The sequence below is a fragment of the Streptomyces sp. PL-25 genome (genome assembly GCF_058344915.1).
Genome location: NZ_CP136997.1, coordinates 5,269,610 through 5,284,142, shown reverse-complemented (window position 1 = coordinate 5,284,142; position 14,533 = coordinate 5,269,610). Strand labels below are relative to the sequence as shown.

The 14,533-nt window shown below is 73.6% G+C and carries 14 protein-coding genes; 2 read left to right on the top strand and 12 right to left on the bottom strand.

What is annotated here, in order from left to right; genetic code table 11:
* Nucleotides 1-29 precede the first annotated feature (29 nt).
* Nucleotides 30-1,190: a PQQ-dependent sugar dehydrogenase gene (locus R4Z62_RS23945; protein WP_491520859.1), complete on the top strand. Its 1,161-nt coding sequence runs from the start codon at nt 30-32 to the stop codon at nt 1,188-1,190.
* 59 nt (nt 1,191-1,249) lie between these two features.
* Here the strand turns inward: R4Z62_RS23945 and R4Z62_RS23940 are convergent, their stop codons facing one another.
* From R4Z62_RS23940 to R4Z62_RS23885, 12 genes are all read right to left on the bottom strand, one after another.
* A complete protein-coding gene (locus R4Z62_RS23940) occupies nt 1,250-1,531 on the bottom strand; it encodes a DUF6191 domain-containing protein (RefSeq protein ID WP_491520858.1) in 282 nt (93 codons plus the stop codon).
* Between the two features lie 34 nt (nt 1,532-1,565).
* Nucleotides 1,566-4,613 (bottom strand): helix-turn-helix transcriptional regulator, encoded by a 3,048-nt coding sequence (locus tag R4Z62_RS23935; protein ID WP_491520857.1) that lies wholly within the window; start codon nt 4,611-4,613, stop codon nt 1,566-1,568.
* Nucleotides 4,614-4,747: 134 nt separating this feature from the next.
* The gene (locus tag R4Z62_RS23930) at nt 4,748-4,933 is read right to left on the bottom strand and encodes a hypothetical protein (RefSeq protein ID WP_381741060.1); all 186 of its coding nucleotides are present in this window, start codon (nt 4,931-4,933) and stop codon (nt 4,748-4,750) included.
* Nucleotides 4,934-5,143: 210 nt separating this feature from the next.
* Nucleotides 5,144-5,785 carry a hypothetical protein gene (locus R4Z62_RS23925; protein ID WP_491520856.1) on the bottom strand — a complete coding sequence of 214 codons (642 nt, stop codon included), beginning with the start codon at nt 5,783-5,785 and terminating at the stop codon, nt 5,144-5,146.
* A gap of 34 nt (nt 5,786-5,819) precedes the next feature.
* Complete coding sequence (locus R4Z62_RS23920; protein WP_064535392.1) at nt 5,820-6,395, bottom strand: GNAT family N-acetyltransferase; 576 nt, start codon at nt 6,393-6,395, stop codon at nt 5,820-5,822.
* Nucleotides 6,373-8,673, bottom strand: a complete 2,301-nt coding sequence (locus R4Z62_RS23915; RefSeq protein ID WP_491520855.1) for an MMPL family transporter — start codon at nt 8,671-8,673, stop codon at nt 6,373-6,375. Before R4Z62_RS23915 ends, R4Z62_RS23920 begins: the two co-directional genes overlap by 23 nt.
* Nucleotides 8,674-8,951: 278 nt before the next feature.
* Nucleotides 8,952-9,377: a hypothetical protein gene (locus tag R4Z62_RS23910; protein WP_491520854.1), complete on the bottom strand. Its 426-nt coding sequence runs from the start codon at nt 9,375-9,377 to the stop codon at nt 8,952-8,954.
* A 166-nt stretch (nt 9,378-9,543) separates the two neighbouring features.
* On the bottom strand, nt 9,544-11,058 hold the full coding sequence (gene gatB / locus R4Z62_RS23905) for an Asp-tRNA(Asn)/Glu-tRNA(Gln) amidotransferase subunit GatB (protein ID WP_491520853.1): 1,515 nt from the start codon (nt 11,056-11,058) through the stop codon (nt 9,544-9,546).
* 16 nt (nt 11,059-11,074) lie between these two features.
* A complete protein-coding gene (locus tag R4Z62_RS23900; protein WP_018568630.1) occupies nt 11,075-11,317 on the bottom strand; it encodes a hypothetical protein in 243 nt (80 codons plus the stop codon).
* The gene (gatA, locus tag R4Z62_RS23895; RefSeq protein WP_491520852.1) at nt 11,314-12,807 is read right to left on the bottom strand and encodes an Asp-tRNA(Asn)/Glu-tRNA(Gln) amidotransferase subunit GatA; all 1,494 of its coding nucleotides are present in this window, start codon (nt 12,805-12,807) and stop codon (nt 11,314-11,316) included. Before gatA ends, R4Z62_RS23900 begins: the two co-directional genes overlap by 4 nt.
* 6 nt (nt 12,808-12,813) lie before the next feature.
* Nucleotides 12,814-13,110 (bottom strand): Asp-tRNA(Asn)/Glu-tRNA(Gln) amidotransferase subunit GatC, encoded by a 297-nt coding sequence (gatC, locus tag R4Z62_RS23890; protein ID WP_006130840.1) that lies wholly within the window; start codon nt 13,108-13,110, stop codon nt 12,814-12,816.
* A gap of 139 nt (nt 13,111-13,249) precedes the next feature.
* Complete coding sequence (locus tag R4Z62_RS23885; protein WP_018568628.1) at nt 13,250-13,621, bottom strand: DUF4267 domain-containing protein; 372 nt, start codon at nt 13,619-13,621, stop codon at nt 13,250-13,252.
* A 104-nt stretch (nt 13,622-13,725) separates the two neighbouring features.
* On the opposite strand from R4Z62_RS23885, the gene R4Z62_RS23880 reads away from it, so the two are divergent.
* Entirely contained in the window at nt 13,726-14,313 is a 588-nt protein-coding gene (locus tag R4Z62_RS23880; RefSeq protein WP_491520851.1) for a TetR/AcrR family transcriptional regulator, read from the top strand.
* Nucleotides 14,314-14,533 lie beyond the last annotated feature (220 nt).

The window sequence follows — 14,533 nt, the reverse complement described above, 5'->3', positions numbered from 1 at the left end:
GGGACCGCCGCCGCGTCGAAGGGACAGGCATGAACGTGCGGGCTGGAGCTGTGACCGGGGCGCTGGCCGCCGCCCTGCTGCTGGCGGCCGGGTGCTCGTCCGCGCCGCCGCCGCCCGGGGACCGCGGCACACCGCCCGGCACGGCCGCCGCCAGCCCCTCGCCGGGCCGGACCGCCGGGGAGAGCACCCCGCCGGCCAAGGGCACCGTCACCGTGCTGCGCACCGTCGCCGAGGGCCTGGACTCACCGTGGGGCCTGGCCCCGCTGCCGGACGGCGGGCTGCTCGTCTCCTCCCGCGACCGGGCCACCCTCACCCGCGTGGACGAGCGGACGGGCCGTACGACGGAACTGGGCACCGTCTCCGGGGTGGCACCGCAGGGCGAGGGCGGCCTCCTCGGCATCGCCCTCTCCCCCGGCTTCGCCTCCGACCACATGGTCTACGCGTACTTCACCTCCGCCTCCGACAACCGCATCGTCCGGATGCTGTACGACCCGAAGAAGCCCCCCAAGGAGCAGCTCGGCGCGCCCGAAACGGTGTTCAGGGGCATCCCCAAGGGGTTCGTGCACAACGGCGGCCGGATCGCCTTCGGCCCCGACGGCATGCTGTACGCGGGCACCGGCGAGAGCGGGGAACGCGGCCTGGCCCAGGACACCAGGTCGCTGGGCGGCAAGATCCTGCGGCTGACCCCCGAGGGCGAACCGGCCCCCGGCAACCCCTTCCCGGACTCCCCCGTGTACTCCTACGGCCACCGCAATGTGCAGGGCCTGGCCTGGGACAGCAGGCAGCGGCTGTTCGCGTCCGAGTTCGGCCAGGACACCTGGGACGAGCTGAACGCGATCGTGCCCGGCGGCGACTACGGCTGGCCGAAAGCGGAGGGGAGGTCCGGCGACCGCAGGTACCGCGACCCGGTCGCCCAGTGGCACACCGACCAGGCGTCCCCCAGCGGCATCGCCTACGCCGGCGGCTCGATCTGGATGGCGGGGCTCAAAGGCGAGCGGCTGTGGCGGATCCCGCTGCGCGGCACGGCCGCCTCGGCGGCCCCCCAGTCCTTCCTGACCGGTGAGTACGGCCGGCTGCGCACGGTCGCTCCGGCGGGCGACGGCAGGCTGTGGCTGGTCACCAGCAACACCGACGGGCGCGGCAGCCCGAAGAAGGGCGACGACCGGATCCTGGAGATCCGGGTGACGTGACGCGGGGGGGGGAGGGAGGAGGTCGGGCGGGCGGGGCACGGGCCGCGCGCGCCCGGCCGCTACCCGGCGCCCTCTCCGGCCTCTCCGCCCTCCCCGGCTTCCTCGGCCTCCCCGCCCTCCCCGGCTTCCCCGGCCTGCTCGGCTTCCTCGGCCTCCCCGGCCTGCTCGGCTTCGGCCGCGGGTCCGGGCGGGCGGACGACGACCTTCCCGGAGGCGAGGTCTATCGGTCCCCGCCCGGTGTCGTTGTCCCCGATGTCCTCCCGGCTCAGCTCCAGCCGCTTCTGCTCGTCGTGGGTGTGCTTGCGGCCCGGTGCGAACAGTTCCTCGAAGGCGTTGAACACGGCCCCTCCCTCCCGGTCGCCTCCACCGTACGTCTCAGCCGGGCGTGGGGGCGGTGAGCGGGTCGCCGGGGAAGAGCTCCAGCCGGTGCGCCACCGCCGCCGCCTCGCCCCGGCCGGAGACGCCGAGCTTCGCCAGGATGTTCGATACGTGCACGCTGGCCGTCTTGGGTGAGATGAACAGCTCCTCGGCTATCTGGCGGTTGGTGCGGCCCCGGGCGACCAGGCGCAGCACGTCGCGCTCCCGCTGGGTGAGGCCCAGGGCCTCGGCGGGATCCTCGGGCGGCCCAGGCGGCGGGGCACAGGTCAGGGAGAGGCGGGCGCGCTGGGCGAGCAGGGCCGCGGAGTCGGCCAGCGGCCGGGCCCGCAGATGCTCGGCGACCGCGTGGGACAGGCGGAGCAGTTCCGTGGCGCGCTCGCGCCCGTCCTCGCCCCCGGTGAGCAGCGCCTCGGCCAGGCGCAGCCGGACCCTGGCCAGTTCGTAGGGGCGCTCCAGGGTCTCGAAGGCGGCGACGACCGGCGCCCAGTCCTCGGGGTCCGCGCTCCCCTCGGCGTACGCGAGCTCGGCGTGCACCCAGCGCTCGTACGCCTGCCAGACGGGCACGTTGACGGTCAGTGCCCCGGCGGCCCGGCGGATGCGGGCGAGGGCGGCGGCGCGTCCCTCCTCGGTGGCGGGCAGCCCGGCCGTGCGGGTCTCCACGGTGGCGGCGCTCAGCAGCAGCGGCCAGGCGTAACGCTGGGTGCCGGGCGGGAAGCCGTCCTTCAGGGCGCGTCCGGCTTCGGCGCGGGCGTCCAGCAGGCGGCCCTCGCCCGCCGCGACGCCGATGGCGATGCGGACCAGGGGCAGGGTGTGCTGCGGGGCGCAGTCATGGGTACCGAAGTAGGCCCGGCCGTCCGCCAGATGGGCGGCGGCCTTGGCCAGCTCGCCGCGGGCGAGGGCGAGTTCGGCGCGGATGCGGGCGTGGAAGGCGCGCGGTTTGGCGCTCTGCCCGACCCGCCGCGAGCGGCAGGCCGCTTCGGCCGACTCCTCCCAGCGGCCCAGGGTGAACAGCGACTCGGCGAGATTGCCCCAGACGTACGCCTCGTGGTCGAACCGGCCGAAGCGTTGGGTGTACTCGATGCCCTGCTCCAGCAGGGGCACGGCCTCGCGGGAGCGGCCCACGGACTCCAGCTCGGAGGGCAGGTTGACGTAGGAGCGGCCGGCCACGGAGGCGATGCCGTCCGCCACCGTGCGCCGGTTGACCTCGCGCATCTCGGCGAGTCCGGCGTCCACGTCGCCCGCCTCGACCCGCAGGCCGCCCAGGGTGAGGCGGGCGGTCATCTCGATCTCCTGGGCGCCGACCATGCGCGCGTACTCCACGGCCCGCTCGGCGGCCGAGAAGGCGTCGGGGCCGGGCTCATGGATCATGGACCAGTTGGCGACGTTGGCCAGGACCTCGGCGTGCACCTCGGAGGGCGGCAGGCCGCGCACCAGGTCCTGGGCGCGGGCCAGTTCCTGCCAGCCGTCGCCCTGGGCCTTCGCCTGGACCAGGCGGGAGCGCTGGATCCAGAACCAGGCGGCGCGCAGCGGGTCGTGGTCGTCGTCCAGATGGCGCAGCGCCCGCTTGATGATCTTCATGGCGCGGTCCCGCTCCCCGCACAGGCGGCCCGCGACGGCGGCCTCGGCCATCAGGTCCAGATAGCGCAGCGGGGTGGTGGCCGGATCGCAGCCGCACGGGGGGTAGACCTCGGTGTAGTCCACCGGGCGCAGCCGGGCGCGCACCTCCGCGGGGGCGGTGTCCCACAGCTCCATCGCCCGCTCCAGGAGGCGCAGTTGCTCGCTGTAGGCGTGCCGGGCGCGGGCGGTGACGGAGGCGTCGAGGACGGCGGGCAGCGCCTTGGCCGGGTCGTGGGCGTGGTACCAGTAGCTGGCCAGCCGCAGGACGCGCTGGTCGGCGGGGACGAGGGAGGCGTCGGCCTCCAGGGCTTCGGCGTAGCGGCGGTTGAGGCGGGAGCGCTCGCCGGGCAGCAGGTCGTCGCCGACGGCCTCGCGGACCAGGGCGTGCCGGAAGCGGTAGGCGTCGCCGGTGGGGGCGGCGGTGAGGATGTGGGCGTTCACCGCGGCGCGCAGCGCCTCGATGAGGTCGTCCTCGGCGAGCCGGGCCACGGCGGCGAGCAGCCGGTACTCGACGGTGGAGCCGCCCTCGGCGGCGATCCGGACGACCCGCTGGGCGTCCTCGGGCAGGGCCTCGACGCGGACGAGGAGCAGATCGCGCAGGGAGTCGCTGAGGTCGGCGCAGCGCTCGCTGGCGCAGACGGCCAGTTCCTCGACGAAGAAGGCGTTGCCGTCGGAGCGTTCGAAGATGCGGTCGATCTGCGCGGGGTCGGGTTCGGTGGCGAGGATGCCGGCGATCTGGCGGCCGACCTCCTGCCGGGTGAAGCGCTCCAGTTCGATGCGGCGGACCGTGCGCAGCCGGTCGAGCTCGGCGAGCAGGGGGCGCAGCGGGTGGCGGCGGTGGATGTCGTCGGAGCGATAGGTGGCCAGGACGACCAGCCGGCCGGTGCGCAGGGTGCGGAAGAGATAGCTGAGCAGGTGCCGGGTGGAGGCGTCGGCCCAGTGCAGGTCCTCCAGGACGAGGAGGACGGTGTGGCCGGCGCCGATCTGCTCCAGCAGACGGGCGGTGAGCTCGAAGAGGCGGGCCGTGCCCTCCTCGTCGGGCCGGCCGGTGCCGCGCGCGGCGGGCTGCTCGGCCAGTTCGGGCAGGAGCCGGGCCAGGTCCTCCTCCTGGCCCGCGCTCGCGGCGGCGAGCGCGTCGGGCAGTTCGCGGCGCAGGGCGCGCAGCGCGGTGGAGAAGGCGGCGAAGGGCAGCCCGTCGGCGCCCATCTCCACACAGCCGCCGAGCGCGACGACCGCGCCCCCGCGGGCGGCGGCCGCCGCGAACTCCTCGACGAGCCGGGTCTTGCCGACGCCGGCCTCGCCGCCGATCAACAGGGCCTGCGGCTCCCCCGCCCCGGCCCTGGCGAGCGCCTCGTGCAGTGTGTCCGATTCGTGCTCGCGGCCCACGAACACCGGACTGACAGACCTGGTCTCCACGGGTCCGAGCATCGCACGGGGGTGTGACAGCGCGGGAGCGGATTTCGGCGCGGGAGCGGATCCCGGGGTGCCGCCCGGCGGCGGGCGCCGGCCCGGTTCCGGCCGCCCCGGGACCGGCCGGCCGGGCGCCCGCCGCGCCGGGACGGTCATGCGGCGCGGGTGAACCGGTGCCGCCCGGGGCCGCCGCTATGCGACTCGGCCTCCGGTGCCTCGCGGGAGGCTGTACGGCGGGCGGCGCGGCGCCCGCGCAGCGCCTCGGCGGCCAGCCGCTCCTGCTCGGCCAGGCGGCGCAGTTCGGCGGAGCGCAGCTCGTGGAGTTCGTAGGCGAACATGGTCTCTCCCCTGGTGAAGTGGTGTCCGGCACCTCTTCTCGCGGTGCCGGAGACCACTTTCGCCGTCCAGGGGACCGGCCCGCATCGGGCGAGTTCCGCATCTTCGGCGGCGCCCGGGGCCTTAGAGGCACCCGGGGGGCCTCAGAGCCGCCCTAAGGTACCCGAGGCGGTTCTGAGGACGGGTCAGACGGGTCGGACGGGTCGGACGGGTCAGGCCGAGGGCAGCCCGAGCAGGACGTCGGTGTACTTCAGGACGGCCAGTAGCAGCCCGAGGACGCCGAGCGCGGCTCCCGCCCAGGCGACCGACTTGATCCAGGGCGCCTGCGGCTCGCCCGGCGCCCCGAACGCGGGCCGGGCGAGCACCACGACGCCGACGACCAGGGCGAGCAGCGCGAACAGCCCGCCCCACAGCGCGGTGGTGTGCCAGGCGTCGCCGTAGACCTCCTTGATCTGCGTCGCGACGCTGGCGGTGGTGGAGGTCCGCAGCTGGCCGGTCAGCTGCTCGCGCGCACCGGCGACAGTGCCGAGCCAGCTGCCGCTGAGCGACACCAGACCGAGCGCCGCGGCCACGACGGCGGCCGCGCCCTGCCCCACTCCGGCCGGGCGGGGCGCGGCCGGTCCGGCGGCCTCCGTGTCCGCCTCGGCCTCCGCCTCGGCATCGGCGGTCTCGGCGGCGGTGGCGGCCCCGGTCTCGGCGGTCTCCGCGTCGGAGGCGGTCCCGGCGGCGGTGGCCGGCGTGTCCTCCGTCGCCGGTGCCCCGGCGGTGGCCGCCGCCGAGTCGTCGGCGGCCGCCCCGTCCTTCGTGTCGGCGCCGGTGGTGGTGCTGGTCTCGTCTGCGGTCCTGGTTCCCATGCGGGCACCGTACGGACGCAGTCTGAGAGGTCCCTTAACGGTCGCCGCCGCTGTCCACGCGCGCGCGTGCCGCGCGCCACTCGGGGGCGAGCACCGCCCAGATCTCGGTGTCCTGGCGTACGCCCCGGTAGGGGTAGTGCTCGCGCAGCACGCCCTCGCGGGTCAGGCCGAGGCGCCGGGCGACGTTGACGCTGGGCTCGTTGGCCGAGGACACGTGCCACTCCACGCGGTGCATGTCCCGCTCGTCAAACGCCCAGTCGATGAGAATGCGGGCGCCCCGGGTGACCAGGCCCTTGCCGGTCCCGGCGGGCTCCAGCCAGCAGCCGATCTCGCAGACGCCGGTCTCCGCGTCGAAGACCCGGAACAGCAGCCCGCCCACCAGCCGGTCCGCCAGCCACAGCCCGTGCAGGAAGCCGGTGTCGGCGGCGCGCTTGTCCGCGTACGACCGCAGGACGGCGCGGGCGGCGTCCACATCGGTGGCGTGCGCGCCGAACGGGATGTGCCGGGTGATGAACTCCCGCCCGCGGTCGAGGTGCGCGAGGAACTCCTCGGCGTGCCAGGGCTCCAGGGGCCGCAGTTCCGCGCCGTCACCCAGGGATATCGCGTACATCCGGTTGCTGCTCCTTCACGAGTTCCGCCATGTTCGCCAGGCCCGCCATGTCCGGCGTGACGTCGCCGAGCCTCTCATGGGCGGCCCGGCACTCCGGCGGCTCGATGCTGATGCGGGGCAGGACACGGTCCAGGCGGCGCGGCAGCCACCAGTTGGCGCGCCCGAGGAGGTGCATCAGCGCGGGCACGAGCAGGGTGCGCAGGACGAACGCGTCCAGCGCCACGGCGGCGGCGAGCGCGATGCCGAACATGGCGATCACCCGGTCGCCGCCGAGCACGAAGGCGAGGAAGACGGAGATCATGATGACCGCGGCGGAGTTGATCACCCGGCTGGTCTCGGCCAGCCCGACCCGGACCGCGCGCCGGTTGTCACCGGTCTCCAGCCACTCCTCGTACATCCGGCTGACCAGGAAGACCTGGTAGTCCATGGAGAGCCCGAAGAGCACCGAGACCATGATCACGGGCAGGAACGGCTCGATGGGCCCGGCCCGGCCGAGGCCGAGGAACTCGCTGCCCCAGCCCCACTGGAAGATCGTGACGACGACGCCGAAGGAGGCGGCGACGGCGGCGACGTTCATGGCGGCGGCCTTGAGCGGGATGCCCACCGACCGGAAGGCGAGCAGCAGCAGGACGCAGCCGAGGCCGACGACCACGCCGACGAACAGCGGCAGCCGGCCGACGATCACCCCGGCGAAGTCGTCGTACCCGGCGGTCACCCCGCCGACGTGCACATCGAGCGAGGTGCCGGTCTCGGCGCGCGGCAGCACCCGTTCGCGCAGCCGGTCGACGAGGTCGCTGGTGCGCTGCGACTGGGGCGCCGAGTCGGGGACGACGCTCAGGGTGGCGGTGGTGCCGCCGGTGTTGTAGGTCACCGGGGTGACGGCGGCGACGCCGTCGGTGGCGCGCAGGGTGGTGCCCAGGTTGTCCAGGGCGAGCCGGTCGGCGGCGCCGTCGACGCGGGTGACCAGGGTGAGCGGGCCGTTGACGCCGGGCCCGAAGCCGTCGGCGATCAGGTCGTAGGCCCGCCGGGTGGTCGAGGAGGCCGGGTCGTTGCCCTGGTCGGAGGTGCCCAGGTGCAGGAAGAGCGTGGGCAGGGCGAGCACGGTGACCACGGCGAGGGCGAGGGCGCCCAGCAGCTTGGGCCGGCGCTCCACGAAGGCCGACCAGCGGGCGGCGAACCCGGTGGGCAGTTCGGGCTGCGGTCCGTGCTCGGCGAGCCGGCGGCGCTCGCGGCGGCTGAGGGCGCGCGGTCCGATGAAGGACAGCAGGGCGGGCAGCAGGGTCACCGAGGCCGCGACGGTGAGGACGACGGTGGAGGCGGCGGCGAGGGCGACGCCGTTGAGGAAGCCGAGCCGCAGGATCAGCATGCCCAGCAGCGCGATGCAGACGGTGGCGCCGGCGAAGACAACGGCCCGGCCGGTGGTGGCGACGGCGTTCGTGGCGGCCTCGGTGACGCCGAGTCCGCGTTTGAGGCCGCGCCGGTGGCGGGTGACGATGAACAGCGCGTAGTCGATGCCGACGCCGAGGCCGATGAGCATGCCGAGCATGGGCGCGAAGTCGGCCACCGTCATGGCGTGGCCGAGCAGCCCGATGGCAGCGTGGGCGGTGCCGACGCTGACCAGCGCGGTGGCGATGGGCAGCAGGGAGGCGGCGGGCGAGCCGAAGGCGAGCAGCAGCACCACACCGGCCACGGCGACGCCCAGGATCTCCGCCAGGTGCCCGCCGGAGGACTGGGTGGCGCCGACGGCACTGCCGCCCAGCTCCACCTGGAGTCCGTCGCCCTGTGCCTCCTTGGCGGTGTGCACGACGGCCTTCGCCTGGGCCTCGGTGATGTCCTGGGCCGGGCGGGTGAAGGTCACCGTCGCGTACGCGGTGCGGCCGTCCCGGCTGATCCGGTCCGTGCTCTGGCCGCCCTGGCCGCCCTGGCCGCCCTGGCCGCCCTGGGCGTTCTGGCCCTTGTACGGGCTGGTCACGGAGACCACCTCGGGCAGCGCCTCGATGCGGTCCAGGGCCCGGGTCATCGTCTGCTCGACGTCGGCGGCGCGCACGGTGCCGTCCTCGGTGTGCCAGACGACGGTGTCGCTGTCCCCGCCGAGGCCGGGGAAGCCCTGGCGCAGCAGCTGGGTGGCGCGGCCCGAGTCGGTGCCGGGGACCTCGTAGTCGTTGGAGTACGCCGGGCCGGCGACGGCGGCGGCGACCGAGACCCCGCCGAGGGCCAGCAGCCAGAGCAGGACGGTGACGAGGCGGTACCGGACACACCAGCGCGCGAGGGCTGCCACGAAACGTGCTCCCAGAGGACTGTATGGGGATCTTTGACCGGGAACAGTCGTCCATGAACGGAACGGCCCGCAAAGAACGCATGAGCAAGGTGAAAACACTCTTGCAGGCGAATGTGATCGTTTAGCGCATTCGTGGCGTTACTCACAGGAATGCGGCCCTGTTCACCCGCGATCGGGTGAACCGGCTGCCGGTCCGCTCACACAGCGGGAGGGACCGTCACGGAAGCGTGGTCGCGGGGCTCGTAGGTCTCGTAGGGCTCGCGGGGCTCGCGGGGCGGTCAGCCGGGCTGGTCGCCGAGGGCCATCATCATGACCCCGGCGACCAGGAGCCACAGGGCCCGCCGGGTGCGGCCGCGCTGCCCGAGGACGGCCGCGCAGGCGCAGACGGCGGCCCCGGCGGCGTAGGCGGCCGGTACGCGGGCGGTGGACGCGTCGGCGAGCCGCAGCAGGGCGGCGGCGCAACCGGCGAGCGCCAGCAGGGCACCGGCCCCGGCCGCCGTCCAGCGGGCGCGGCGGGCGACGGTGACGCCTTCCGGGTGGCCGTCGTCCTCGTCCCGGTCGTCCCCGGCCGGATCGTCTCCGGTCAGACCGTTTCCGGTCACATCGTTTCCGGTCGGAACGCCCCTGGTCGGATCGTCGTCCAGGAGGGCGGTCGGTGCCGGGGATATCGCGGCGGGCGTCTCGGAGGCGGCGCGTCCACTCATGGCGGGCGAGCGTAGCGGCCCGGTGCGGCGGCCCGGACAGGGGGGTGGTGCGGACGGAAAGCGGAGGCACAGGCACCGCGGGGACGGACGGCGACACACACCAAGGGGGGATGCATCGGGTGCGATGCATCCCCCCTTGGTGGCGACTCGGGCGACCTCGGGCGGCTCAGCCCTCGCTGACGCCGAGCTTCTCCAGGATCAGTTCCTTGACGCGGGCCGCGTCCGCCTGGCCGCGCGTGGCCTTCATGACCGCGCCGACCAGCGCACCGGCCGCCGCCACCTTGCCGCCGCGGATCTTGTCCGCGACGCCCGGGTTGCCGGCGATGGCCTCGTCGACGGCGGCGGTCAGCGCGCCCTCGTCGGAGACGACCTTGAGGCCGCGCTTGTCGACGACCTCGTCCGGGGTGCCCTCGCCCGCGAGGACGCCCTCGATGACCTGGCGGGCGAGCTTGTCGTTCAGATCGCCGGAGGTCACCAGCTCGGTGACCCGGGCGACCTGCTGCGGCGTGATCGCCAGCTCGTCCAGGGAGCTGCCGGACTCGTTGGCGCTGCGCGCCAGCTCGCCCATCCACCACTTGCGGGCGGAGGTGGCGTCGGACCCGGCGTCGATGGTGGCGACGATCAGGTCCAGCGCACCGGCGTTGAGGATGGCCTGCATGTCGGTGGCCGTGATGCCCCACTCCGCCAGAAGGCGGGTGCGGCGGGCCAGCGGCGGCTCGGGCAGGGCGGCCCGGATCTGCTCCACCCACTCACGGGCGGGGGCCACCGGGACCAGGTCGGGCTCCGGGAAGTACCGGTAGTCCTCGGCCTCCTCCTTGATGCGGCCCGAGGTGGTGGAACCGGTGTCCTCGTGGAAGTGGCGGGTCTCCTGGACGATGGTGCCGCCGGAGGAGAGCACCGCGGCGTGCCGCTGGATCTCGAACCGGGCGGCGCGCTCGACGGAGCGCAGCGAGTTCACGTTCTTGGTCTCGCTGCGGGTGCCGAACTTGTCGGCGTCCTTGGGCATCAGCGACAGGTTCACGTCGCAGCGCATCTGGCCCATCTCCATGCGGGCCTCGGAGACACCCAGGGCACGGATGACCTCGCGCAGCTCGCGCACGTAGGCCTTGGCGACCTCCGGGGCGCGCTCGCCGGCCCCGACGATCGGCTTGGTGACGATCTCGATGAGCGGGATGCCGGCGCGGTTGTAGTCGAGCAGGGAGTGGGACGCGCCGTGGATGCGGCCGGTGGCACCGCCGACGTGCGTCGACTTGCCGGTGTCCTCCTCCATGTGGGCGCGCTCGATCTCCACGCGGAAGGTCTCGCCGTCCTCCAGCTGCACGTCGAGGTAGCCGTCGAAGGCGATCGGCTCGTCGTACTGGGAGGTCTGGAAGTTCTTCGGCATGTCCGGATAGAAGTAGTTCTTCCGGGCGAAGCGGCACCATTCGGCGATCGAGCAGTTCAGCGCGAGGCCGATCTTGATCGCGGACTCGACGCCGGTCGCGTTGACGACCGGGAGCGCGCCGGGCATGCCGAGGCAGACCGGGCAGGTCTGGGAGTTCGGCTCGGCGCCGAGCGCCGTCGAACAGCCGCAGAACATCTTCGTCTTGGTGCCGAGTTCGACATGGACCTCAAGGCCCATGACGGGGTCGTACGACGCCAGCGCGTCCTCGTACGACACCAGGTCGGTCGTGGTGGTCACGGTGAAAACTTCCCTCTCAGCCCAGCAGGACGTCGTCGTCGCCCAGCCGCTTCAGCTCGCGGTAGAGGATGGCGAGGCCGGTGACGATGGCCGCGGCGGACACGGCGGCGTCGATCAGACGCAGCGTGTCGCTCTCCGAGCGGGCCTTTCTGGCCTGCTTGATGACGCCGACGGCGCCGAACGCGGTCGTCGCCATGGACAGGTACGTACCGGACTTGGACTTCTTGAAGCCCTTGGCCTTGGACAGGGCATTGCTCACAGCGACGGAGCCTCCTCGAGCAGCGGGTGTCCCCACTTTTCCACGAACGCGGCCTCGACGGCGGCGCCCACCTTGTAGAGACGGTCGTCCTTCATCACCGGGGCGATGATCTGCAGGCCGACCGGGAGGTCGTCCTCCGGGGCCAGACCGCAGGGCAGGGACATGGCCGCGTTGCCCGCCAGGTTGGTGGGGATGGTGCACAGATCGGCCAGGTACATCGCCATCGGGTCGTCGGCGCGCTCGCCGATCGCGAAGGCGGTGGTCGGGGTCGTCGGGGAGACGATCACGTCGACCTGCTCGAACGCCGCGTCGAAGTCCTGCTTGATCAGCGTGCGGACCTTCTGGGCGCTGCCGTAGTACGCGTCGTAGTAGCCGGAGCTGAGCGCGTAGGTGCCGAGCATGACGCGGCGCTTGACCTCGGGGCCGAAGCCCGCCTCACGGGTGAGGGAGGTGACGTCCTCCGCCGAACGGGTGCCGTCGTCGCCGGTGCGCAGGCCGTAGCGCAGGCCGTCGAAGCGGGCCAGGTTGGAGGAGCACTCCGAGGGCGCGATCAGGTAGTACGCCGAGAGGGCCAGGTCGAAGGACGGGCAGTCCAGCTCGACGATCTCGGCGCCCAGCTCCCTGAGCATCTCGACGGACTCGTCGAAGCGCTGGATGACGCCGGCCTGGTAGCCCTCGCCGCGGAACTGCTTGACCACGCCGACGCGCATGCCCGCCACGCTGCCGTTGCGCGCGGCCTCGACGACCGGCGGGACCGGCGCGTCGATGGAGGTGGAGTCCATCGGGTCGTGCCCGGCGATCACCTCGTGCAGCAGGGCCGCGTCCAGGACCGTGCGGGCGCAGGGGCCGCCCTGGTCCAGCGAGGAGGAGAACGCCACCATGCCGTAGCGGGAGACCGCGCCGTAGGTCGGCTTGACGCCGACCGTGCCGGTGACGGCGGCCGGCTGGCGGATGGAGCCGCCGGTGTCGGTGCCGATGGCCAGCGTCGCCTGGTAGGAGGCGAGCGCGGCCGAGGAGCCGCCGCCGGAGCCGCCGGGGATCCGGGTGAGGTCCCAGGGGTTGCCGGTGGGGCCGTAGGCGCTGTTCTCGGTGGAGGAGCCCATGGCGAACTCGTCCATGTTGGTCTTGCCGAGGATGACGACGCCGGCGTCCTTGAGGCGCTTGGTGAGCGTCGCGTCGTACGGCGGGATCCAGCCTTCGAGGATCTTGGAACCGACGGTGGTCGGCACGCCCTCGGTGGTGAAGATGTCCTTGAGCGCGAGGGGGACGCCGGCCAGCGGGCCGAGCTTCTCCCCGCGCTCGCGCTTCTCGTCCACGGCGCGGGCCTGGGCGAGGGCGCCCTCGCGGTCGACGTGCAGGAAGGCGTGCACCTTCTCGTCGACGGCGTCGATCCGGGCCAGGTGCGCCTCGGTCACCTCGACGGCCGTGAGCTCGCCGGAGGCGATCCTCGCGGCGGTCTCGGCGGCGGTGAGCTTGATGATGTCCGTCATGACTGCTTACTCCTCCCCCAGGATCTGCGGCACCTTGAAACGCTGCTGCTCCTGGGCCGGGGCGCCGGACAGCGCCTGCTCGGGGGTGAGCGACGGACGGACCTCGTCCGCGCGCATGACGTTCGTCAGCGGCAGCGGGTGGGAGGTCGGCGGTACGTCTTGGTCGGCGACCTCACTGACGCGGGCCACCGCGCCGATGATGTCGTCCAGCTGTCCCGCGAAGTGGTCGAGCTCTTCGGGCTTCAGCTCCAGACGCGCCAGCCGGGCGAGGTGGGCGACCTCCTCGCGCGTGATGCCAGGCATGCAGCGTTCCTCTGGGGTGAGTGTGTGGTTCGGGCAAACCGGCTTGGACAAGTCGGTTCGGGCAAGTCGGTTTGGCCCAATCCTATGGGGCCGGGGCGGGTGCCCGTACAGCGGTTTCCCCCGGGGCGCCCGGGGCGCGTCACAGGGCGAAGAGCAGTCCGGCGCCGATCAGCACGACGACCGCCGTGGCGAAGTGGATCCCGAAGGCGACGGCCTTCGTGCCGCCGTGGCGCAGGACTATCAGGGTGTCGCCGAGCGGCACGAGGGCCACGCAGAGCAGGAACCACGCCTCGGCCCCGGCGCCCGCGAAGGCCAGCAGCGCCAGGCCCACGACGCCGAGGGTGCCGTCCCTGAGGCCCTTGATCGTCAGATAGGCGCCGGCGTCGCCGGACGGGTCGGCGGGGACGCCGTAGCCGGCGGCGGCCGGGCCGGGCTGGAACAGGAAGCGGTAGCCGAGGAACACGCAGAACAGGTCGAGCACGACGGCCAGGGTGTACGCGGTGACGGTCACGTCTCTTCTCCCGAATCTCCCGAGCTGGCACCTAGCGGTGCTAGCGATGGGAGCGAAGCTAGCAGAGCGTCGACAGATTGGCTAGCGTCGCTAGAATGGAGTGCATGACCATCCAGAAGCGCCGGGAGCGCGAACGAGCGGACCGCGAACGGCTGATCGTGACGGCCGCGCGGGAACTGGCCGAGGCGGAGGGGTGGGACGCGGTCACCACCCGCCGGCTCGCCGCCGAGATCGAGTACAGCCAGCCGGTCCTCTACAGCCACTTCAAGGGCAAGGGCGCGATCATGGCGGCGGTCGCGGTGCAGGGCTGCGCGGAACTCGCCGTCGAGCTGCGCGCGGCGCGTACGGCGGCCTCGGGCGTACGCCAGGCGCTCACCGCGGTGGGCGAGACGTACACCGCCTTCGCCCGGCGGCGGCCCGCGCTCTACGACGCGATCTTCACCCACGAGACCGAGCTGCCGTTCGCCACTCCCGAGGCTCCGGCGGCCCTCCACGAGGCGTTCGGCGAACTGCTCGCGGCGGTCGCCCCCGTAGCGGCCGAGGGCGACGATCCCGCACTCCTCACGGAGACGTACTGGGCCGGTCTGCACGGCCTGGTCACCCTGATGCGCAGCGGCCGCCTCCCGGAACCCGCCCACGAACAGCGCCTCGCCCTCCTGACCAGCCACTTCGCACCACCGGACACGGCCTGACCCGGCCTGCGGGCCGGGCGTCCGGCCACGGCGGGCGGGCGCCGGGGCCACTCGTCGTCCGCCGACGGGGCCGGGCGACCGGCACCGCCGCCGCAGACGGGTTGTCGTCCGCGGACAACGACCCGCCGGGCCGGAGGACATTCATCCGTCGCCGCCAGCGCAGCCGCGGCCGGACGGCTTCAGGCACCCGACGAGGCATCGCCTTCTCACGGCTCCCCGC

Bases quoted from the DNA above. Each gene is read 5' to 3' on its own strand.
- R4Z62_RS23945 (WP_491520859.1), top strand. From the start codon at position 30: ATGAACGTGCGGGCTGGAGCTGTGACCGGGGCGCTGGCCGCCGCCCTG.
- R4Z62_RS23935 (WP_491520857.1), bottom strand. From the start codon at position 4,613: ATGCTCGGACCCGTGGAGACCAGGTCTGTCAGTCCGGTGTTCGTGGGC.
- R4Z62_RS23930 (WP_381741060.1), bottom strand. From the start codon at position 4,933: ATGTTCGCCTACGAACTCCACGAGCTGCGCTCCGCCGAACTGCGCCGC.
- R4Z62_RS23925 (WP_491520856.1), bottom strand. From the start codon at position 5,785: ATGGGAACCAGGACCGCAGACGAGACCAGCACCACCACCGGCGCCGAC.
- R4Z62_RS23920 (WP_064535392.1), bottom strand. From the start codon at position 6,395: ATGTACGCGATATCCCTGGGTGACGGCGCGGAACTGCGGCCCCTGGAG.
- R4Z62_RS23910 (WP_491520854.1), bottom strand. From the start codon at position 9,377: ATGAGTGGACGCGCCGCCTCCGAGACGCCCGCCGCGATATCCCCGGCA.
- gatA (WP_491520852.1), bottom strand. From the start codon at position 12,807: ATGACGGACATCATCAAGCTCACCGCCGCCGAGACCGCCGCGAGGATC.
- gatC (WP_006130840.1), bottom strand. From the start codon at position 13,110: ATGCCTGGCATCACGCGCGAGGAGGTCGCCCACCTCGCCCGGCTGGCG.
- R4Z62_RS23880 (WP_491520851.1), top strand. From the start codon at position 13,726: ATGACCATCCAGAAGCGCCGGGAGCGCGAACGAGCGGACCGCGAACGG.